We start from the raw sequence: 20737 nt of genomic DNA on the forward strand, positions 1-20737 counted from the left end.
GCCAGTCGCACCTGGTTGTTAGCAAATAAAAAGGGATTCAACAATCCCAATTAAAGTGAAATATCTCACTTCTATCTTATGAAATAATTCACATTTTTTGCAGTTGTTATATCGTTAATTATAAATATATAATTCGAAAGAAGCATGTCCATTAATTTGCTGTATCTATCTTCATTTACCATAATTCTAAAAGAACTATAGTATATATATTTTTAAGGAGTATTACTGTGCACAAAAAAATAGACACGCCATTAGCGCTTCCACATTTAACCCGGCGCCAGGCTATTACAGCCATAACTGGCCTGGCTGGAACGCTAACGCTGATCGGTTGCAGCCCTTTTACATCAGATAGTCAGAGCCAGACCGTAACACTGACAGCTAAAAGCAACACAACGTCTTCTACACCAGCATCTTCTGCGCCAGCACCAGCAGCGCACCCCCTCACAGGGAACGACAGCTCTCGTTTATAAAGGCCATCAAAGCACGGTCTATGATATTTGCTGGTCGCCCGATGGTAAATATATTCTCTCAGGAAGTGGCACACTAAATACGAAGCAGTTAGTAGACAATACTGCCCATGTGTGGGAAGCTAAAAGTGGTAGAGATGTTAGCCCCCTTAATGACAACTTTGTGAGTGCGATAATCTCTGTTGCCTGGTCACCTAACGAGCAAAAAGTAGCGCTTGTATCGACCCAAGGAGTAAGCTCACAGGCCGAAGTTTTTATATTTGATCCAATGACAGGCCGCAAGCTCCTGAGCTATATACAGGGGTCCAATAATTTCTATTTCTCACATGCTCTTGAGGTAGCATGGTCCCCTGATGGTAAATATCTCGGCACATCTGGTAGTGATATGGCACAGATCACTGATCCCAACAGTGGGCAAAGGGTGGCAAAATATCCTCAGGGTGGTCCAAACACATCCAGGGCTTTTGCCTGGTCACCAGATGGGCAGATGGCAGTATCTTCGGCCAGTCAAGCAGGACATTCACTACAATTATGGTCGACACAGACAGGTGCAGCTATCAAATACTATCCAGCCAACTTCCCCAACTCTATCGCCTGGTCGCCCGATGGCAAATATATAGCGTATGAAGATATTAAGCAGCAGATATATATCTGGAATGTAAAACAAGACCAGCTAGTATTAACCATTCCCGGACAATTAGATCCAAATCTGAATGGCATTTTTGATGAGATACACGCGCATGCAATTGCCTGGTCGCCCAACAGCACGGAGTTGGCGGTCACAAGTTATGAAAATGCTGTACACATCTGGAATGTTAATACTAAACAACAGAGCTATACCTATACAGAGCATAGTGCTCCTGCCCGCGCGGTCGCCTGGTCGCCTGATGGACAACAGATTGCGTCGGCTGGTGATGACCATACAGTGCGTATATGGCAGGCAGTATAGCAAACACCAGTGGATAACGGCAAGCGAAACAAAACGGGCGTCCAGCATTGGACGCCCGTTTTGTTTCGCTTGCTTAATAGGGTTATTCGGCTTCTTCTTCGGCAGCGGCAGCAGGCGTTTCAGCCGGAGCAGCCTCAGCAGCCTCAGTTGGAGCGGTCTCGGGCAGCTCAACACGTGGTGCTGAAACCTTCACAATTGGCTCCTCAGGATCTGTTATCAGCTTATAGCGAGCTGGCAACTTGACATCCTTGGCGTGCAGGGTTGAATCGATATCGGTCAAAGCCGTGATATCCACATCCAGGCTCTCTACAATAGCAGAGGCAGCGCACTCTACCGCCAGAGAATCGAGTAGGTGCAGTAACACACCACCCTCGACTTTAACACCAGGGGCAACACCTACAAAATGCAGGGGCACCTTAACCTCAAGGCGTTCACGCATGCTCACACGGGTGAAATCCACATGCAACACCTCACCAGTAGGGGCATGCTGGACATGACGAACCAGAGCCGTCTGCTCAGGAGCATCTGGTAAGCGCAATGTGATAATATTGCGCGCAGCATGTTGACGGCGTAGACGGTCGAAGGTCACTGCATCAAGCTGAATTGGCGTTGGCGTCTCCTTGTGTCCATAGACATTGGCGGGAATGAATCCCTCGCGGCGCAAACGTTTATTCGCTTTTCCCATAACAGTTCTTGGTTGAACTTCTAATACAGTTTTTTCTGCCATAACTAACTTCTTCCTCTTTCCGTTTTTTGATATATATTCAATCCCAGGAGAAACCGGGACGGAATCTTGAGCAGTTTTACCAGGCTCATCAAGTCATCCCTAAAAAAGAGGATGATAGTATCTTTTATCGACACACTTTCTGGAGAACTACTTCTTACTTCTTCTTACGTGAAAGAAGGCCCTTAACGCTTCAAAATCCAACGTATTGAGTACATCCTCAGTACGTAACCAGCCCTTGCGTGCGATCCCTATACCATATCGCATATCGTCTATACCTGCAAGTGCATGGGCATCTGGGTCCACCGGTATCTTGATACCTTTATCGCGTGCTTTCCGAACATAGCGCCAATCCAGGTCCAGACGTGAAGGATGGGCGTTGATCTCAATACAGGTGCCATGCTGGGCCGCGGCATCGATCACCTGGTCGAGATCCAGTGGATAACCAGGACGGCCGAGCAGGATACGTCCGGTGGCATGGCCAATTATGTCTACATAAGGATTGGCTATCGCACGCAACATACGTTGCGTCTGCTCTTCTTGGGAGAGGTTAAAATTGCTATGGATGGAGGCCACAACAAAATCCAGGCTGGCCAGCACCTCATCGGGGAAATCTAATGAGCCATCGCGCAAGATGTCGCACTCGCTCCCCTTCAAGATATGAAAGCGGCCAGCATATTCTTCGTTTAGTTTATCAATCTCTTCACCCTGGCGCTTTAAATCATCCGGACTCAATCCACCGGCATAGGCGGCGGCCCGGCTATGATCACTCATACCCAGATAGCTATAGCCGCGGGCGATACAAGCCTCGGCCATGTCTCGAATACTGTTCTGGCCATCACTCCAGGTTGAGTGCGCATGCAGCACACCACGCAGATCACTTTCCTGCACCAGTTTGGGCAGGGCATGGCGCGCTGCCGCCTCAATCTCGCCCATATCCTCACGTAACTCGGGCTCTACATAGTCCATCTGTAGCGCATGATAGATGTCGGTTTCGTTCTGACAGGGGATCAAGGTCTCTTTGCCATTCTCGACCTTAAACAGCCCATAATCGTTAATGGTCATATTCATACTCAAGGCGCGACGGCGCAACGGAATATGGTGTTCGCGCGAACCGGTAAAATGATGCAGGGTATAGGGAAACTGGCTATCGCCAACCAGTCGCAGGTCCATGGCGATCCCGCTATTAAGCACGACGCTGGATTTGGTTTCACCTTTGCCTGTAATCGCCTTCACCGATGGTTGACTGGTAAAGAAATCCATAATTGCACGCCGCACGTCACTGCTCGCCTGGTCATCAACGCTTAAGACCATATCGATATCTTTGACCGTTTCACGCCGACGGCGCAGGCTGCCCGCGACCTGCAGGCGTACTACGCCGGGTTGAGAAGCCAGGGCTTCCCGAATGCGTTCCGCCTCCACTTCCGCCACATCATATAAATAGCGATCGGCATGCTGGCTTAAGAAAGAGAGTCCCTGGAGAATTTTATCCTGCGTTTTCTTACCGAAACCAGGCAGATGCGCCACACGATCGTCCTTACATGCCTGCTCCAGTTCGGCCAGGGTAGTAACATTCAACTGCTGATAAATCATATTGATGCGCTTAGGACCCACACCCGGAATACGCCGCATATCCAGCTTGATCTGGGGCGTATTCGCCACCAGTTCATCATAGAATGCGATATGCTCAGTCTGCACCGCCTCCTCAATGCGCTTGATAATCGTCGGGCCCAGACCAGGCGTTCCCTTGAGCTTGCCCTCCTGGACCAGTTTCCCGATATCACCCTCCAACGACCCAAGCGCCCGTGCAGCATTCTCGTACGCACGGATCTCAAACACGCTACTTCCATCTTTTAAAGTCAGCAGGACCGCGATTTCTTCCAGTAAGTTAGCAACTTGATTTTTATCCATAAAAACCTCTCAGATGAGACGCAAATCAAAAAACTCTGGTGGCTGGGCCGATACTTCAAATGGGTGCCGTCCCTTTAAATCTCGATTTAAATAGCGCTTACAATCAAAGTGGACCAGCAGCCAGCAATACATATCATGTGAGACAAAAACCGCATCCCATGGTTTTTCTTCACCCATATTAAGTACCTGATTGCAGACAAAGCAACGTGCCATGCCTGCCTCAACGGCTTGCTCAAACCAGCTCAACACAAACTCATTCATATCATCCAGATTCATCATCTCAAGCGATGATTCTGGATAGCCAAAGAGCACCGGATCAGGACATTCCCGAAAGTCAGTGCTGCTGCGACTCAAGGCCAGTAGTGGCGCACGCACTGATATTTTTATTTCGTCGTGTTCAGGATCTTCCATTGGCGAGACCACGTTCGTCAACAAGAGTCCCTCACGGGCAAACCAGGATAATAATTCGTTTCGCATGCTCTTATTCTATAACATTGTACTGCTCAAGCCGCATGGCTCCTTCAATCCCTGCGGCAAGGGTTGAAGGGAGGGAATATTGCTGGGGCACAGCCCCAGACCCCCAGTCAAGGGGCTGGCCGCCCCTTGCATCCCCGCTCAACATACGGAACAAGCATACAAAAAAAATGTTTTACAATAAAGGACAGCTACATCGATGTTCCTCTCATTAGCAAAGGCTTCAAATTATGCAAATAGCACAACACGACAATCAACCTGGTCTCTGGCGTTTATTTTTGATCTGGACCGGTATCGGGCTCCAGTCATTTGGTGGAGGGGCAACCACCAATCTCTTGATCCAGCGCGAGTTTATTGAGAAACGCCAGTGGATGACGATGGAAGAGTATACACACTATTGGAATTTATGTCTGTTCGCCCCAGGAATTAATCTCGTTGCTTTAACTATTCTAATTGGCAAGAAGTTAGGTGGAAATGCTGGTGTTTTTATCTCATTATTGGGGCTACTATTTCCGAGCGCGACCATTACATGCCTGATCGCCGCTGGCTTTAAGCAAGTTGAGCATGTACATTCGGTGCAAGCTATTTTACAGGGCGTCGTACCGGCTACGGCAGGCATCATGCTATTGGTAGGAATCAACTTTGCCCAACCACAGCTACTGCGCGCCTACAAAGAGGGTCCACTCAATTTGATTCTTAGCCTGGGCTTAATAATTATGTGTACATTGGCAATTATTATCAAAATACCCGTCTTTGTTGTGCTATCCAGCACTGCGCTGCTGGGAGTGATATGCTTTACTCGCCCTCTGTTCAAAAAGAAAGCGCAGGGACGCTAAATTGATAGATCCAATCAGTTATTTCTTCATTTTTCTCAAAGCAACCATCTTCTCATCCGGTGGCTTCAGCAATCTGCCCAGCCTGCATCAGGATCTCACCTCCAACCACTGGGCCGTCGAAGCCGATTTTGGCGAATCGCTCTCAATTGGACAGATCAGCCCCGGTCCCAATGGTCTGTGGGTCATCTGCCTGGGCTATTTAACCTATGGCTTTCTGGGGGCCTTGCTGGCATTGATCTCGATTACTATTCCACCCTTTTTAGTGCTGGTGGTCGCTAACGTCTATGGGCGCATCGAGCATCAGCGCTGGGTACCGGGCTTGATGCGTGGCATCTCGCTAGCTGTGGTAGGGACATTTTTAACCGTCTTCTGGACCATCAGCAGCAGTTCAGGGACAGACTGGCGTAGCTGGCTGATCTGCGCTATCGCCTTTGGCCTGGCCTACAGTCGGCGCGTTAACATCTTTCTGATCCTATTGCTGGCCGTCATCGCTGGCTACCTGATCTATCGCTAAATTTCGCACAGGTGGCATAAAATGTTATTTGCTCATTTTATGCCACCTGTGCGAAAAGCGTTCAGGCTACCCAGCGACCAATCACAAAGAGGGTGACATTAGCAGCCAGAGAGAGGGGAAAGCACACATAGATAAACTTGTGGATACGGCGCTTATGCTTCCATTCAAGCGCAAAGAGCATGATACAGGGAAAGATCACCATCAGATAGCGTGGAATCGACATCAGAGGATTGGGGGTACTTACTACTGTACTCAAAGAATAGAGTAGGAGTGCCAGGGAGAAGAGGCTATAGGCGAGGGGGAGGCAGCGCCAATATTTGATCAGCAAGTATAGCGGCAACAAGGTAAAAGCCAGGTCGAGCAGGTTATTGTAGAGAGAGTCTAAAGGTACCGCAAAGAACAAGAGATCTTTAAAGGCTAAGAAAAGTGCGCTGAACGGGATAGCGGGACTACGATCCCAGGCAATCGCAGCATGGAGAAAGAGCAATGGATTCCCCCGTGTCTGGTAGAGATAGTACATATAAAGGAGTACCCCGAGTGGCAATAAAATAAGCGAGCATAGAGCATTGAGAAACCTCCATGGGTTAGTACGGAATCGCTGCGAGAAGGGCCAGTAACGCTGCATGAACGCGACGACGAAGACAATCGCAATGACCGCTCCTGTCTCACGCGTTGCGGCAGCGATGCCACCACAGAGGCTTGCCAGCCACCAGTCTCTCTTGAGACCACGCTGCAATAGATAACAGGCTGCCAGGCAGAAGAAGAGAAAGAGGGATTCTGTATAGCCAGCCGAAAAGAAAATAGTGTAGGGAAAGAACGCCAATAACCAGATCGCTGTTTTAGCAATAGCGGCATCAAACATCTGTTTGGTCAATACATAGAGCAGTTGCAGTGAGCCCAAAAAGAAGAGGTTGGAAAGAAGGATGCCGGCCAGATAATAGGGGATTTCGCCTGGAACGATAAAGGCCAGCAGGCGACCTGGGACCCAGATGACAAGTGGCCAGATTGGGAAAAACACGGTCAAGCTCACTCTGGAGTAACCATGAGCGGCAATCATTACATAGAAAACATTATCCCAACGCCACCAGGCAAAGAGGTAGCCCAGCCAATCCAGGGGATTGTTATGCAGTAAGACTTCACGAGAAACAAGATTTGGAGCAAAAGGGAAGCCATGTTTGCCAGCAGCGATAGCAATAACTGGCAACGTAATCACAAGCATAAAGAGGCGGCTAATCACAAAGGCTCTTTGGGGTTCATCCCAAAACTGCATCCTTACAGTCATGAGTAGTATATTCCTCTCAAGTGTATAATTTATATTTTTGCATATAAATTATACACTTGAGAGTCAATTGCAGATCACCGCGTAAAATTATATTTATTCTTGTTTTGCCATCATGAACATCTTGTTATGCTACTGATCTGTCTGATCCTGGCTCTTTTTTTCTAGCCATTTACGAATGCTATCTTCTTTGCCCTGTTTACCAGGCTCGTAGAAGTGGCGTCCAACCAGACTCTCCGGGAGATACTCTTGCAGTTTACCAGCAGGGGGACGTTCTGGATCTTCAATTTCCATGTCCTTGTAGTAGTCATGGGCATATTTATACTCTTTGCCATAGCCCAGCTTTTTCATCAAGCCGGTCGGCGCGTTGCGAATCCACAAAGGGACAGGATCGTTGTGCCCATTCATGATCTCAGCCCGAATCTGATTGTAGGCATTGTAGACAGCATTGCTCTTAGGGGCTGCAGCCAGATAGACAACCGCCTCGGCCAGAATAACGCCAGCCTCAGGCATGCCAACAAAATGGACCCCTTGCTGGGCGGCCACACAGATAGATAGGGCTTGAGGATCTGCCAGGCCAATGTCTTCAGACGCCATACGTATGATGCGACGCGCTAGATACAATGGATCTTCGCCAGCCTCTAACATACGCACCAGCCAGTAGAGGCTACCATCAGGATCGGAGCCGCGCACAGCCTTATGCAGGGCAGAAATCATATCATAATGCTGATCTCCCCCTTTATCATATTGCAAGGCCCGATGCTGCATAGCATCTTCAATCATTTCAGTAGTAATCTCAACCGGCTCACCGTCCGCCACCGGCTCACCGCTGCCCACTACCGCCAGTTCAAGCACATTTAGCGCTGTGCGGGCATCGCCGCTGGCAAAAATAGCAACCTGCTGTAACACCGCCTCAGCGACCGTCACATGCCAGCGTCCCAGACCCCGCTCAGGATCTGCCAGGGCACGGCGCAGAATAGCTATAATCTGAGTTTCATCCAGCGCACGCAACACAAAGACGCGCGAGCGCGATAACAAAGCCGAGTTAACCTCAAAGCTGGGATTCTCAGTGGTAGCGCCAATCAGCGTCACCACGCCACGTTCGACGTGCGGCAGAATAGCATCCTGCTGAGACTTATTGAAGCGATGAATCTCATCCACAAACAGAATAGTACGTTGACCCATAAAACGCTGCTTTTTGGCCTCTTCCGCGATTTTTCGCAGATCGGCCACGCCCGCTGAAACCGCATTTAAGCGCACAAAGTGGGCATGGGTCTGGTGAGCGATCACTTCGGCCAGGGTCGTCTTACCACTTCCCGGAGGACCCCATAGAATCATCGAAGAAACTTTATCGCTCTCAATAATGCGGCGCAATAACTTACCTGGACCCACAATATGCTCCTGGCCAACCACCTCATCTAAGGTCTGCGGACGCATACGGGCCGCCAGTGGCTCACCTGGCGCTGTGGCGGCTACTCCCTCTAGAGCAGCCATGTTTTTCTTGTCAGAAGACGACTTATCGCCTGAATCGAAAAGAGATCCTTGAAATACCATATTTTTCGCTTTTCATGCAAATTAATACCCGAACATTCTACTCTCAAGTAGTATCACATGTTTATTGCTTTCTGGCAAGCTTACGCCATGTGTAACAGGGATTTTTCATGTCCCTCTTTGGCGGCTGCGGCCACACACTCCACACTCGAAAGAATGGATATCTCCTCGCTTGCTGGTAATCTCCATGTTTGCAGGAGGGAGGAGGTTGCGGCCGCCCATCACCCACACTCCACACCTGAAATTGTCCATCTTCTCCCTGCGATCTCTGGACGAACATTACAAAGCCCTGCATATGTAACTTTCTCTTGATCAGGATGCGCGAGCAGACACAAAAATGTAACATTTTTGGCATATTCTTGAGAATATCAGAGAGTATGCTTTGAGTGTTACAAGTAACTGCAAGTATAGTTAGAGCAAATCAAAATTATTATAATTTAACGGACAATAAAAGCAAGGAGAACATGGATGGCTGCCTTACGCATGCAAGAAGAATATACACCGCAAAGACGTACCACAATCCCGAACACACTGGGCAATATGCTCTATCTATTGCTCTCATTTCCTCTAGGGCTCATCTACTTTATTCTAATGATCGTTGGACTCTCGGTTGGACTGGGCACAATTGTAGTCTGGATCGGCCTGCCAATCTTGCTATTGACCCTGCTGGGTATCCGTGGTGTAGCCATCATAGAGCGCGACATGGCCGCCAGTCTGCTACACATACCAATGCCCTATATTCCATCCCGACAACCAGCCGAAGGAAAAGGCAATCTCTTGCGCTGGCTGCGAGCCAGCCTCAGCGATGCGGTCACCTGGAAGAGCATGATCTATATACTGCTGAAATTCCCATTGGGCATCATCTCGTTTGTGCTGGTTATCACCCTGCCATTGGTAGCATTATGCCTGACATTGGGACCCCTGGTCTACTTGCTCAACACCTATATCGATGGCCTGGTCTTTGCCGCTGGCTACCATTCTCATAGTTACCTGCTCTTTGCGGAAACAAGAGACGGCATCTTCGATCCAATCATGTTTGCCCGCTCTTTTATCGCGGTTCCCTGCGGTTTATTGATCGGCTGGAGTAGCCGTGCGATCCTGAATGGATTGGCACAGATGTGTGGATTGATGGCCCGCGCCATGCTATGTCCCAGTCAGATCGATGTAGTTGCTCCTAAAGAAGATCGCTACGCTTCGCTATAGAAACTAGAGAGCATAGAGCCTGAGAACCTCCTGAAGCGGCTACAAAGTAGTCATTCAGGAGGTTCTGCTACGAGTTTTAATATTCATTTATCATTGCAGTACACAGGTTCTAATTTCGGATAATAGCCAGGACCGGCGATCAACTACAGATTTACCAGGATAATACCGACAAAGATAACCAGGATGCCCAGCCATTGTGTACGCTGCAAACGTTCACGTAAGAAGATCCAGGCCAGCAGAATCGTGACTGCACTATAGAGGGAAGATAGGATAGTTACCAGTGAGACCTGGCCCGGCTGCATGCCACTGGTATACGCGATATAAGCCAGCGTATCAAAAAAGCCGACGCCCAGCAGCAATATCCAGACTTTGCCACGCGGAAACGTCAGCGGTTGCTTCACCAGCGGAGAACAGACCAGCAATACGCAGGGCGTGATGATACGAATAAACCAGACGGGAGTGATATTTCCCAGGCCAGGGGTGACCAGAAAACCAAGTAACCAGAAGGTCAGGCCATAACCCAGCGAGGCCAGTAATGCCAGCGAAATCCCCTGAGTAGATGCGCCACGCCATGGCAGGGTAAACAGAGATCTACTGCCTCCGGCACCCGCTGTCGAAGGAGTTGAACATACAATCACTCCCAGCAAAACAAGCACGATAGCCAGGTTTTGCAGGCCCGTCAGTATCTCACCACTCAAGAAAGCCAGGATAACGGTTACGACCGCGTAGCTGGCAGCGATTGGTGAGACCAGCGATAATGTACCCACCTGGAAGGCACGATAGAGGGCCAGCGAACTGACAATATTAAGTAAGGCCGCCAGTAATGCCCAGAGCCAGGGCTGCCAGCTAGTATGCGCAAACACATGTTGAAGTTCACCAGTTAAAAGCAAATAAACAGTTAATCCGAATATACCAATAAACTGTAAATAGCAAAGTGTTCGATATGTACCAATCCGGTGAGTTGCATAGCGTGCACAGAAATCGCCGAGACCCCAAAAAATAGCCGCAATAAGTCCATAAAAAATTCCCATATATGCTATTTTATCATCTATAGCTGGGCTTCGGAAGAGAGAAGCATGGGCTGACCTCCCTGACCTGAGATGGGGAGAAGGAAGAGTCGGGGCTGGAACATAATGACACTCAACTTTGTTCTTAGATTTGGAATAACCATCATGCTGTTAAAGCAGCGTAGAATGAAATAGAAGATAGCATAAAAAAGGAGAGATTCATGGTACTTGATCTTAAACAAACCAAAGATGCACATGTTGATCAACGGCTACGTAAAGAACTGATAATCTGGCTAAGCAGCGTTAAAGCTAATGGCCGCCCCACCTTGTTCCCGTCTGGTTCTTATGGAATGGAAGCCAGATCCTTATTTTCAGTCAGCCAGGGAATCAGAAGATTCGCAACATTGAGCATAATCCTCATGTCACGCTGGCACTGGAAACCCTGAATAATGGTGGCGATGTTGTTCTGATTGATGGTGAAGCCAGATTGGAACAGCAGCACCCTGATACAGCCACATTGCAGGAGTATGCAAACAAGTATGCAGACCAGATGAAAGCTATGGGCTGGACATTTGAGAACATGAGCAAAGATTACTCACAGTTGATCAGCGTCACACCAACTAGATTCAACAGTTGGGGTGATTAATAAGGATTGCAGATTATTAGCTATTGTAGAAAATGTGCAGCACACATTTTCTACAATAGCTAATAAAAAAATTATGAGCTTCGTTAGTGGCATGCTTACTCATTTATAACCTTATTATTGTAGCCTCATTATTAACTATTTTTCCCTCACCCTCACAATCAGAATAATGCTTGGGGAAGTTTTTAATAAATCCATACAAATTCTTGAGGTTTTCGATGTATTGTTATTCCTATCAAGAACTTCTATTGAGGCATATAAAAGGGGAAAAATAAATGAAAGGGAAGCGTTGGCTACTCGCTGGAGCAGCGGTAGCAGCCAGTATGGCGTGTTATACAACAACGTATCGCAATTGGCGCCAGAAAGAAATTAGCCGTCTGGCTGCTGGCAGTAATCTTATCGATACCAGGCTGGGTCCAATTGAATATAATTTGAGCGGGACCGGACCGGTTATACTGATCGCACACGGCTCACCTGGTGGCTATGATATGGGACAGGCTTTTGCTAAATTGTTTAACAATCTACACTATTCCTACCTGGCCGTCTCACGCCCTGGTTACCTGCGTACCCCACTGGAAACAGCGCCCACGCCAGAAGAGCAGGCAGATCTCTATGCCGCGCTACTAGATATGCTCGCTATTGATCAGGTCAGTATCCTGGGTATCTCAGGTGGCGGTCCCTCAGCCATTCAGTTTGCGTTACGCCATCCAGAGCGCTGTAGCAGCCTGGTGATGATCAGTGGGGTAGCGCAACATTATTCAGAGCAAGAAATATGGCAAAGCTATTCACCGCTCAAGCGTATATCCAGACAAATCTATAGCAAAATCGTTGCCTTTGACCCTTTTATATACTTTGTCCTGCCATTCGCTGGCCTGCAGCCAGCGGGCGCAGCAGCAACCGACCTGGTACGCACAGCCTTACTCTATAGCCATAGAAAACGCGGTTATGATAACGATATGGAGCAATTTGAGAAAATTAGCCGCTATCCCTTGCAGAATATCAAGGCCCCGACCTTCATTGTGCATGGCACCAGTGATGACGAGGTGCTCTTTGCAGACGCCGAGCTACTGGCTAGCCAGGCCCCGCTGGCCCAAATCCTGGTTATTCCCAATGGTACGCATATGGCCTTCTATACCCATGCAGATATCGTCATGCCCGCCCTGGAAGAATTTCTCCAGCGCACAATCCAGCTCCAGGCAGCCAGTTGAAATACATAGACAACTGGCAATAATGTGAGCAGACATTATTGCCAGAACCTGACAAAAGAGCAGCGAAAAAATTAGATGGTGCTCACGGGATCAATGTCGATCTCCCATTCCGGCGCTTCAATGACCCGCAAGAGTTGATGGAGGTCGGGACCACGCACAATCATTTGCCAGCGATACTTGCCCCGCATACGTTCCATTAGCGCTGGTGCAGGCCCTACCACGTCGGTTTCCGCCAGGCCCAGGCGCTCAATCCACTGCTTGAGCCGATCGTAAAGCAACAATGCCTCATTCTGGCAACGCTGACGGTTCTCATGACTATAAGTAAATTTCACAAAGTGACGAAAAGGTGGATATTGATAGCGATAGCGCGAATTAATCTCCATCTTATAAAATTCATGATAATCGTGATGTGAGGCAGTCTCAATACAGAAATGCTGTGGATTAAAGGTCTGGATAATCACCTGGCCCGCCTCCGCGCCACGTCCCGCGCGACCCGCTACCTGGGTTAAGAGCGTAAAAGCGCGCTCAGTCGTTGAGTAATCAGGCAGGCCCAGCGCAATATCAGCAGAAACCACCCCGACCAGCGTCACGCCCGGCAGATCCAGGCCTTTAGCGATCATCTGGGTACCAATCAAAATATCAGCTTCACGGCCCGCAAAGCGATCCAGCAACTGTTCATGCGCCCGCCGATTGCGGGCCGTATCCCGATCCCAGCGCAAAAGTCGTGCCTCAGGAAAAAGCCGCTGAATCGTCTCCTGTATTTTCTCGGTTCCCAGGCCAAAATAGCGAATACCAGAGCTTTTGCACTGGGGACAAAACTGCAGCACCTTACTCTGTAAGCCGCAATAATGACACAATAAAATGCGCTCGGTCGAGTGATAGGTCATGGGAATATCACAGTGCTCACACATCACGGTATAGCCGCAATCCCGGCAGAGCACACAGCTAGCCGCACCACGGCGGTTGAGAAACAGGATCGCCTGCTGCTTATTTTCCAGTACCCGAGCCAGTTCTTCTTGCAGGCGACGACTGATGATACTGGTATTGCCCGCGTGCAGCTCATTGCGCAGATCGATCACCTCAACCGGAGGCAAGGTAGCATTGATACGGCCAGGTAATTCAACCAGGCGATAGTGCTCCTGCTCGGCGAAATAGAATGAATCAACAGCGGGGTAGCGCTGCCCAGGACTACCGGAATGTTCAAGATATTACCCAGCATCAAAGCCACCTCACGCGCATGATAGGTAGGACGACGCTCAGATTGCTTGTAGGCTGGCTCATGTTCCTCATCCAGAATAATAATCCCCAGATTAGGTAAAGGAGCAAAGAGGGCTGAGCGCGAACCAATCACAACATCGACCTCACCCGAGCGAATGCGCCGCCACTCATCATATCTCTCACCGGTACTCAGCTCGCTATGGATGATCGCCACCCGATCAGGAAAACGGCCAGCCACGCGCAACACAGCTTGCGTCGTCAGCGCAATTTCGGGGACCAGAATGATGCCCTGTTTGCCCTGCGCAATGATGGCCGCCAGGGACTGCAGGTAGACCTCGGTCTTACCGCTACCCGTTACTCCATGCAATAGAATCGGTCGTAGATCGTATTCATCCCCGACAATACAATTCAGGGCATGCTGCTGATCAGGGGTCAGCGACAAAGGCTGGCTGGGCAACACCGTTCTACCCATCAGAGGATCACGCCGTAGCTCGGCCTCCACAACCTCCAGGATATGCTCACGCAGCAGTTGATCGAACTGGGCTTTAGTCATGCCACTGGCCTTACAGAGAGCATTGGGGGACCAGTGGGCGTTGGGATCAGTATTGTGCAAGAGGAGATCCACCGCCGCCAGTTGATGCTGAGCCCGCAAACTCTCTTTATCGGTGCGACTCAACGTTAATGTAGCGGTAGCGCTGACCGCCTCAGGGATCGCCCAGGGATTCTCTACAGCTTTGCGCCCCTTTCGGCCAGTGGATTTGGGTTGCATAATATGATCAGGAATGACTGGTACGGGCACCGGTAGGGCATTGCGTTGGGCAATCTCCTCAGTGCGTTTACACCATTCTTGCAGCGCATCACCACGCGATACCAGGCGTACCACACGCTTGACACGCGCTTTGGCCTTTGGTGCATCGAGCTGAGAATCCTGCATAAATAACTCGTTCTCGCGTGCCTCTTTCAAGATCGCCTTTGCCCGTTTTGGCCCCAATAATTCTTTCAGACGCTCAACATCAATCGTTCCTTCTGTAAGCAACAGCCCGAGCAGGGCGCGCAATTGCAGGGAGCCCCCTTGCATGGCCGCATCGATCGCCTGCTCATCATTGGCGGCCAGGCGCAATACCGCCCGCGAACGCTGCATTAAGCCTGGTGGCAACATCATCTGCGCCACATACGCCAGCGGCGTCACATAGTAATCAGCAACCCACTGGGCCAGAGCCATCTGATGACCTAGCAAGGCCGGTTCAGTATCCAGAATAGTATGGATAGGGCGTAGCTCTTCACCCTGTTCAAGCTCCACCCATTCATCCTGGCTGGTCGTCCACACAATGCCTTCAACAAGGCGCTCACCATATGGAACGGCTACCAGCTGGCCCACCCGCAACTCCGCCATCAGCTCTTCTGGAACCACATAGGTCAGTAAAGAGCGCTCTCCCAACCAGCTGGCAGCCGATGTCAATACATCAGCAAGCATATAACTTAACGCCTCTCAAACGCACGTGCCAGGGCATTCAGACCAAAATGCACCATTGTAGGGCGGCCATGACAGCAACTAAACGGCGCTTTAGTCTGCTCTAATTGTTCAAGCATCTCGCGCATCTCGCTGACCGTCAAAAAGTAGTTCGCTTTGATAGCAGCCTTACAAGCTACATTGGCCAATGCGCGCTCTTCCCAGGTTTCTGTATCGCCCAGGCTTTCCGCCGAGGTCAGTTCGATCAACAATTCATGTAGCGAGCGCGCATTCATCTGTTTTACCAGCACGCTGGGAACCGCACACACCTCCAGTGCACCATCACTGCTATCGCTGGCCAGCTTAAAACCAATCTGCTCCAGCTGCGGCTGATGTTCTTCAATCGCCTCTAATTCATTAGGCGCCAGTTCCAATTGGATCGGGGTCAGCAACAGCTGTGAGATAGGTGTGCGCGACTTCAGAGAGGCAACCATGCGCTCCAACAGGATACGCTCGTGGGCAGCATGCTGATCAATCAGATACATACCACCCTCACCCTCAGTCACGATATAGCTTTGTGCCACCTGGCCCACCACGCGCACCTTTGGAAAATGACGCGTACCGTGTGGATCCACGATATCGATAGCCTGCTCAATGGGAGCCTCAGAGGCGGCCAGCATAGACACCTGCCGGGGAGGCAAATCAGCAGGCGCGAGCGACGCAACAGGCTCGCGAGGCGGCATCTTAACAGCCTCTTGCTGTCCATTATTGCGCTGCATCCAGAGTTGCTCAATCGGTGACAAAGCAGGGGCATCGGATGCCTCGGCCATGCTATCCTGCAGCTCTGGCTCAATTATTATCGCATCCAGATCTTCTGCTGAGGAGACAGGTTTACGCCCTTGCTCTCGACTGGGAGAATCATTGGCGGAACGCTCAGGAGCATGGATATGGCTCTGCCAGAGGCGCCCTAACAAAGGAGGCCTGGTGCCAGTCTCTTCTTCGGTAGCCGTCATCCAGGGATTATCGGTCGGGATAGTGCGCTTAGCATTTGAGGATGGCAGCGGGGCGGGCTGCTGACCACCACCTGACTCATAGACCTCGCCGGTCTCCTCATCAATATCCAATGCCATCGAGTCAACAGCCTCACGTTCCTGCTGTAGGGTACGGTTAGCAAAAGAACGCATCGGGGCTGACTCTTCCTGCCCGGGATCCCAGTGCGGCATCTCTGGCTCTTCCAACAAAGCTTCACGCACCGCCCGCAAGATCGCCGCATAGACACGGCGCTCCTTCAAGAAGCGAATCTCTGTCTTAGCTGGATGCACATTGACATCCAACACCGAAGGATCAATCTGAATGTTGATGACCGCGATAGGATGGCGACCAGTCAATAACAACGAATGGTAGGCTCCCTCTACCGCTGAAGTCAACATGCGACTGAGAACCCAGCGCCGATTGACGAAGAAGGAGATATGCTGGCGATTACTTTTATAGGCAGTGGGACGACTGGTGTAGCCGGTAATAATCGGATAGGCGGTATCCTCTGGCTGCTCATTACCCTGTACCTTGATCATCTGCTCAGCAATCTGTAGCCCATAAACCTCCACCAGCACACTCGCCAGTTGTCCATCGCCAGGGGTAGCAAAAATTTGCCGTCCCTCACTAAATACATTGAAACGGATCTCGGGATACGCCAGCGCATATTGCTCCAACAAATGGTGACAATGGCTAATCTCTGTATTGCGGCTCTTAATAAACTTGAGACGAGCCGGCACAGCACTAAACAGGTTACGCACAGTAATTGTCGTACCTTCAGGCGAAGCCGCTGCCGTCACCTCTGAAATCTGCCCATTTTGCGCACTAAGCTGTGAGCCCTGCTCAACACCACGGGGACGGCTCATTAATGACACCTCGGCCACCGCAGCAATACTGGCCAGAGCCTCGCCACGGAAACCAAGCGAACGAATATGTTCCAGGTCATCGATATTAGCCACTTTACTGGTAGCGTGACGCGTCAGAGCCAGCGGAAGTTCCTCAGCAGGAATGCCGCTACCGTTATCAGTAATGCGAATCAGCTGTAAACCCCCATGGGTCAAATCGACACGGATCTGAGTCGCCCCCGCATCAATACTATTTTCAATTAATTCCTTTACAACCGAGGCTGGCCGCTCTACCACTTCTCCTGCAGCAATTTTGGCCGCCACATCAGGTGCCAGTTGTCGTATGGGCATATATATTCACTCCACAAATCAGGCGGATCGGGTTTCTCTACAAAATTGGATAAGAACGAGTGTTCATATGGCATTATAGCACAGAGATAACAACTCCAGGCTATTCCTCACGGATCAACGGGACTTTTTGAATTCCTCACAACAACCTCACACATCCCACATCCAGGTCACACTCAAAATTAATTATGCTACGCTGCTCTGCGCAAGCGTTTTCGCACCTGCGGTGCTCATATAATTTTTATTAGAAGGTGCAGAAAATGTGCGCACGCGCACATTTTCTGCACCTTCTAATAAAAAGATCGGGAATAGATCTGATCTTTTTATCTTTAATATCTATAGAGATTTATAGAGATATTAAAAATTTCATAACATAGCTTATTAACATTTAGCATAGCAACAAAGATTAAAATAATCGATATGAATCTATATACAGCTTAAAAATGTTAAATATTCCTAATACATTCTTAATTGACTGCTATTGGGTGGCTAAGTATGCTTGTTAAGTACGTTTGAACAAGGAAGATAGAGCGTATCGATGACATGCCTGAAGGGATGAATGAACTATGAGGGAGCCACTTACCTGGCGTGAACTCTTAGGGGAAATCGTCAAGAATACTCAGGAAAGGCAACTAATATTACAAGAGCTGCATATTTCATTGCTAACGCTGCAACGCTGGATTGAAGGCGAAAGTAGTCCAGGGCCACGACAAATGCGACAGCTCATCGATCTATTTCCCCAGTATCGTCAACAATTATTGCCCCTGGTAATCAGAGAATACGAATCCATCAACAATCCATTTTCCATAAGCGATGAGAACGTGGAGATTCCAGCGACATTCTATGCTCGTGTGCTCAGTGGCAGTAGTACGGTTTCTGATGCTATTCGTTTTTGGATGCTATCAAGTTTGATTATCCAACAGGCTCTGGCGCAGCTGGACCCTTATCGTCAAGGGCTAGCATTGCGTATCGTTCGCTGCATGCCCCCGCAAGCTGATGGTAAGGTATATAGCTTACTGGAATGCTATGGGCAGGGTACCACTCCCTGGAAAAATAATCTGGAAGCTGAGGCCATACTTTTAGGGGTGGAATCGCTAGCCGGTCAGGCGGTCATCATGCGTAAAGTAATTGGTGTCCATCCTTATAATCCGGATCAATCAAATTATACGATCAATGGCACGACAGGTTTGCGTAACTTTAGCGCCTCTGCTTATCCTATTCAACATTCTAATCGTGTAGCAGGCTGCTTGATTGTGACAAGCGCTCAAGCAGATTACTTTACCCCGGCACTGCACACATTAGCCCAACACTATGCAGATCTACTGGCAATCGCTTTTTACTCAACCGACTTCTATGAAGCTCATCACATTTATCTACACTTCATGCCGGCACCTGACGAACAAAGGCAATACCTGTCCTCCTTCCGACAACGTGTCGCGGCAATATTGCGAGACGCCTTGCAGCAAAAGCAACAAATCGATACACACCTGGCTGAATTACGAGTCTGGCAACAATTTGAAGCAGAATTTCTAACGCAAACGATGCCGAAAAAATAAATCGCGCTAGTCTATAGCGAGCGACATAAGATTAAATAAATCCATCGCGGGCCCCTGGACAATCCTCGACGGCCCTGCTACCATAGCGCAAAAGAAATCCATATGAAAGGCAGAGCTTATGAGCCAGATTGAAACGTATATCCAGGAGCATGAGGGACAGTTTTTAGAGGACCTGAAGGCCTGGTTGCGTATTCCTAGCATCAGTACACAGCCCGAACATGCAGGCGACGTGCAGCGAGCCGCGGAATATGCGGTTGAACAATTGAAACACCTCGGTATTGAGCACGCGGAGCTGATCCAGACCCAGGGACATCCTCTTGTCTATGGAGAATGGCTCCAGGCCAGTGGTAAGCCAACCCTGCTCATCTATGGTCATTATGACGTACAACCGGTTGATCCCATCGAACTGTGGGAAAGCGCACCTTTCGATCCTACTATTCGCAATGGCAATATCTATAGTCGCGGGGCCGCTGACGATAAAGGGCAGGTCATGCTTGTCTTTAAGGCCTTAGAGACGTTGTTCAAGGTCAACGGGACCCTGCCAATCAATGTTAAAGTGCTGATCGAAGGTGAAGAAGAGGCCGGTGGCGAGTCAATCGAACACTATGTCAAGACTTACCCTGAACGCCTGGGCTGCGATGCGGCATTCATCTGCGATACCCACATGCCTTCGACCGAGATTCCAGCCTTGATCACAGGTTTGCGCGGCATTATCTATACAGAAGTCGTGGTCCATGGAGCAAAAGGGGATCTACATTCAGGGACCTATGGAGGCGTAGCCCCCAATCCACTGCATGCCCTCTCTATTATTATCAGTCGCTTAAAAGATGCTGACGGCCATATCCATATTCCAGGACTCTACGATAAGTTACGTAAACCATCGCATGAAGAAAAAACGTTCTGGGAGCAGGACCCACTGCATATGAACGAGGCATTTCTGCATGAAATGGGAGTCTCTCAGCTTTCAGGCGAGCTTGAATATCCACCATTGGAGCGTGTCAGTGCTCGTCCGACACTGGAAGTGCATGGGATCGTTGGTGGTTTTACGGGTGAAGGAGCCAAGACCGTTATTCCAGCGGTAGCGAAAGCAAAAATTAGCCTGCGCCTTCCACCCGATCTAAAATCCAAAGAGGTCTTCAAGCTTTTTGAGCAGGCCGTCAAAGATAACGCGCCAGCGGGCGTCACGGTTGATGTTATCAACGTCCATGGTGGAGAAGGTGTGCTGGTTTCTCCAGACTCAGAGGTGATGCGGGCCGCTTCATCCGCTCTGGAAGAGGTCTATGGCAAAGCCCCGGTCCACTTACGTGAAGGAGGCTCAGTGCCAATTGCCGCCCTCTTTGACGAGGTACTCAGGGTCCCCGTTGTCTTGATGGGTTTCGGGCTCCCCGACGACAATCTGCATGCCCCCAACGAAAAATACTCGCTACAGCAATTCTTTAACGGAATTCGCACAGTTGCGAGCTTTTTACAAAAGATGGCATAATACGATACAGGAACACACACTTTTAGTGTCTGGAAGAAA

General features: G+C 49.5%; 19 protein-coding genes. 10 read left to right on the plus strand and 9 right to left on the minus strand.

Annotated features, from left to right (window positions below; genetic code table 11):
- Nucleotides 1-227: 227 nt before the first annotated feature.
- Together EL645_RS09995 and EL645_RS10005 are read left to right on the plus strand one after the other, a co-directional pair.
- Nucleotides 228-470: a hypothetical protein gene (locus EL645_RS09995; protein ID WP_126549891.1), complete on the plus strand. Its 243-nt coding sequence runs from the start codon at nucleotides 228-230 to the stop codon at nucleotides 468-470.
- A 160-nt stretch (nucleotides 471-630) separates the two neighbouring features.
- The gene (locus EL645_RS10005; protein ID WP_126549892.1) at nucleotides 631-1416 is read left to right on the plus strand and encodes a WD40 repeat domain-containing protein; all 786 of its coding nucleotides are present in this window, start codon (nucleotides 631-633) and stop codon (nucleotides 1414-1416) included.
- Between the two features lie 82 nt (nucleotides 1417-1498).
- On the opposite strand, the gene EL645_RS10010 is transcribed toward EL645_RS10005, so the two are convergent.
- The 3 genes from EL645_RS10010 to EL645_RS10020 form a co-directional block, all read right to left on the minus strand.
- A complete protein-coding gene (locus EL645_RS10010; protein WP_126549893.1) occupies nucleotides 1499-2143 on the minus strand; it encodes a 50S ribosomal protein L25 in 645 nt (214 codons plus the stop codon).
- A 147-nt stretch (nucleotides 2144-2290) separates the two neighbouring features.
- Entirely contained in the window at nucleotides 2291-4051 is a 1761-nt protein-coding gene (gene polX / locus EL645_RS10015; protein ID WP_126549894.1) for a DNA polymerase/3'-5' exonuclease PolX, read from the minus strand.
- Between the two features lie 9 nt (nucleotides 4052-4060).
- Nucleotides 4061-4528: a hypothetical protein gene (locus EL645_RS10020; protein ID WP_126549895.1), complete on the minus strand. Its 468-nt coding sequence runs from the start codon at nucleotides 4526-4528 to the stop codon at nucleotides 4061-4063.
- 227 nt (nucleotides 4529-4755) lie between these two features.
- Between EL645_RS10020 and EL645_RS10025 the strand changes: the two genes are divergently transcribed.
- Together EL645_RS10025 and EL645_RS10030 are read left to right on the plus strand one after the other, a co-directional pair.
- Nucleotides 4756-5361, plus strand: coding sequence for a chromate transporter (locus tag EL645_RS10025; protein ID WP_126549896.1), 606 nt, complete (start codon nucleotides 4756-4758; stop codon nucleotides 5359-5361).
- A gap of 1 nt (nucleotide 5362) precedes the next feature.
- The gene (locus EL645_RS10030; RefSeq protein ID WP_126549897.1) at nucleotides 5363-5875 is read left to right on the plus strand and encodes a chromate transporter; all 513 of its coding nucleotides are present in this window, start codon (nucleotides 5363-5365) and stop codon (nucleotides 5873-5875) included.
- A 61-nt stretch (nucleotides 5876-5936) separates the two neighbouring features.
- Here the strand turns inward: EL645_RS10030 and EL645_RS10035 are convergent, their stop codons facing one another.
- Both EL645_RS10035 and EL645_RS10040 read right to left on the minus strand, forming a co-directional pair.
- The gene (locus EL645_RS10035; protein WP_126549898.1) at nucleotides 5937-7157 is read right to left on the minus strand and encodes a mannosyltransferase family protein; all 1221 of its coding nucleotides are present in this window, start codon (nucleotides 7155-7157) and stop codon (nucleotides 5937-5939) included.
- 129 nt (nucleotides 7158-7286) lie between these two features.
- Nucleotides 7287-8648, minus strand: a complete 1362-nt coding sequence (locus EL645_RS10040) for a replication-associated recombination protein A (protein ID WP_126549899.1) — start codon at nucleotides 8646-8648, stop codon at nucleotides 7287-7289.
- Between the two features lie 525 nt (nucleotides 8649-9173).
- Here EL645_RS10040 and EL645_RS10045 point away from each other — a divergent pair.
- Nucleotides 9174-9908 carry a sensor domain-containing protein gene (locus tag EL645_RS10045; protein ID WP_126549900.1) on the plus strand — a complete coding sequence of 245 codons (735 nt, stop codon included), beginning with the start codon at nucleotides 9174-9176 and terminating at the stop codon, nucleotides 9906-9908.
- A 143-nt stretch (nucleotides 9909-10051) separates the two neighbouring features.
- Here the strand turns inward: EL645_RS10045 and EL645_RS10050 are convergent, their stop codons facing one another.
- Nucleotides 10052-10939, minus strand: a complete 888-nt coding sequence (locus tag EL645_RS10050; protein WP_126549901.1) for a DMT family transporter — start codon at nucleotides 10937-10939, stop codon at nucleotides 10052-10054.
- Nucleotides 10940-11136: 197 nt separating this feature from the next.
- Between EL645_RS10050 and EL645_RS10055 the strand changes: the two genes are divergently transcribed.
- From EL645_RS10055 to EL645_RS10065, 3 genes are all read left to right on the plus strand, one after another.
- Nucleotides 11137-11361: a hypothetical protein gene (locus EL645_RS10055; protein WP_126549902.1), complete on the plus strand. Its 225-nt coding sequence runs from the start codon at nucleotides 11137-11139 to the stop codon at nucleotides 11359-11361.
- Complete coding sequence (locus EL645_RS45350; protein WP_371865729.1) at nucleotides 11283-11561, plus strand: pyridoxamine 5'-phosphate oxidase family protein; 279 nt, start codon at nucleotides 11283-11285, stop codon at nucleotides 11559-11561. The genes EL645_RS10055 and EL645_RS45350 overlap by 79 nt, the downstream gene beginning before the upstream one ends.
- A gap of 272 nt (nucleotides 11562-11833) precedes the next feature.
- Nucleotides 11834-12766, plus strand: a complete 933-nt coding sequence (locus tag EL645_RS10065) for an alpha/beta fold hydrolase (protein ID WP_126549903.1) — start codon at nucleotides 11834-11836, stop codon at nucleotides 12764-12766.
- 71 nt (nucleotides 12767-12837) lie between these two features.
- Here EL645_RS10065 and priA read toward each other — a convergent pair whose 3' ends face one another.
- From priA to mutL, 3 genes are read right to left on the minus strand one after another with little or no spacing between them, the layout of a single operon-like run.
- Entirely contained in the window at nucleotides 12838-13893 is a 1056-nt protein-coding gene (priA, locus tag EL645_RS10070; protein WP_126549904.1) for a replication restart helicase PriA, read from the minus strand.
- On the minus strand, nucleotides 13842-15458 hold the full coding sequence (locus EL645_RS10075) for a primosomal protein N' family DNA-binding protein (RefSeq protein WP_126549905.1): 1617 nt from the start codon (nucleotides 15456-15458) through the stop codon (nucleotides 13842-13844). Before EL645_RS10075 ends, priA begins: the two co-directional genes overlap by 52 nt.
- A gap of 5 nt (nucleotides 15459-15463) precedes the next feature.
- Complete coding sequence (gene mutL / locus EL645_RS10080; protein ID WP_126549906.1) at nucleotides 15464-17662, minus strand: DNA mismatch repair endonuclease MutL; 2199 nt, start codon at nucleotides 17660-17662, stop codon at nucleotides 15464-15466.
- A gap of 563 nt (nucleotides 17663-18225) precedes the next feature.
- Here mutL and EL645_RS10085 point away from each other — a divergent pair.
- Both EL645_RS10085 and EL645_RS10090 read left to right on the plus strand, forming a co-directional pair.
- Nucleotides 18226-19215 carry a hypothetical protein gene (locus EL645_RS10085; protein ID WP_126549907.1) on the plus strand — a complete coding sequence of 330 codons (990 nt, stop codon included), beginning with the start codon at nucleotides 18226-18228 and terminating at the stop codon, nucleotides 19213-19215.
- A gap of 118 nt (nucleotides 19216-19333) precedes the next feature.
- Nucleotides 19334-20698 carry a dipeptidase gene (locus EL645_RS10090; RefSeq protein WP_126549908.1) on the plus strand — a complete coding sequence of 455 codons (1365 nt, stop codon included), beginning with the start codon at nucleotides 19334-19336 and terminating at the stop codon, nucleotides 20696-20698.
- Nucleotides 20699-20737: the final 39 nt, after the last annotated feature.

Source organism: Dictyobacter kobayashii, from assembly GCF_003967555.1.
GTDB classification, from domain to species: Bacteria; Chloroflexota; Ktedonobacteria; order Ktedonobacterales; family Ktedonobacteraceae; genus Dictyobacter; species Dictyobacter kobayashii.

Bases quoted from the DNA above. Each gene is read 5' to 3' on its own strand.
- EL645_RS10010 (WP_126549893.1), bottom strand. From the start codon at position 2,143: ATGGCAGAAAAAACTGTATTAGAAGTTCAACCAAGAACTGTTATGGGA.
- polX (WP_126549894.1), bottom strand. From the start codon at position 4,051: ATGGATAAAAATCAAGTTGCTAACTTACTGGAAGAAATCGCGGTCCTG.
- EL645_RS10020 (WP_126549895.1), bottom strand. From the start codon at position 4,528: ATGCGAAACGAATTATTATCCTGGTTTGCCCGTGAGGGACTCTTGTTG.
- EL645_RS10025 (WP_126549896.1), top strand. From the start codon at position 4,756: ATGCAAATAGCACAACACGACAATCAACCTGGTCTCTGGCGTTTATTT.
- EL645_RS10035 (WP_126549898.1), bottom strand. From the start codon at position 7,157: ATGACTGTAAGGATGCAGTTTTGGGATGAACCCCAAAGAGCCTTTGTG.
- EL645_RS10040 (WP_126549899.1), bottom strand. From the start codon at position 8,648: ATGGCTGCTCTAGAGGGAGTAGCCGCCACAGCGCCAGGTGAGCCACTG.
- EL645_RS10045 (WP_126549900.1), top strand. From the start codon at position 9,174: ATGGCTGCCTTACGCATGCAAGAAGAATATACACCGCAAAGACGTACC.
- EL645_RS10050 (WP_126549901.1), bottom strand. From the start codon at position 10,939: ATGGGAATTTTTTATGGACTTATTGCGGCTATTTTTTGGGGTCTCGGC.
- EL645_RS10055 (WP_126549902.1), top strand. From the start codon at position 11,137: ATGGTACTTGATCTTAAACAAACCAAAGATGCACATGTTGATCAACGG.
- EL645_RS10065 (WP_126549903.1), top strand. From the start codon at position 11,834: ATGAAAGGGAAGCGTTGGCTACTCGCTGGAGCAGCGGTAGCAGCCAGT.
- EL645_RS10075 (WP_126549905.1), bottom strand. From the start codon at position 15,458: ATGCTTGCTGATGTATTGACATCGGCTGCCAGCTGGTTGGGAGAGCGC.
- mutL (WP_126549906.1), bottom strand. From the start codon at position 17,662: ATGCCCATACGACAACTGGCACCTGATGTGGCGGCCAAAATTGCTGCA.
- EL645_RS10085 (WP_126549907.1), top strand. From the start codon at position 18,226: ATGAGGGAGCCACTTACCTGGCGTGAACTCTTAGGGGAAATCGTCAAG.
- EL645_RS10090 (WP_126549908.1), top strand. From the start codon at position 19,334: ATGAGCCAGATTGAAACGTATATCCAGGAGCATGAGGGACAGTTTTTA.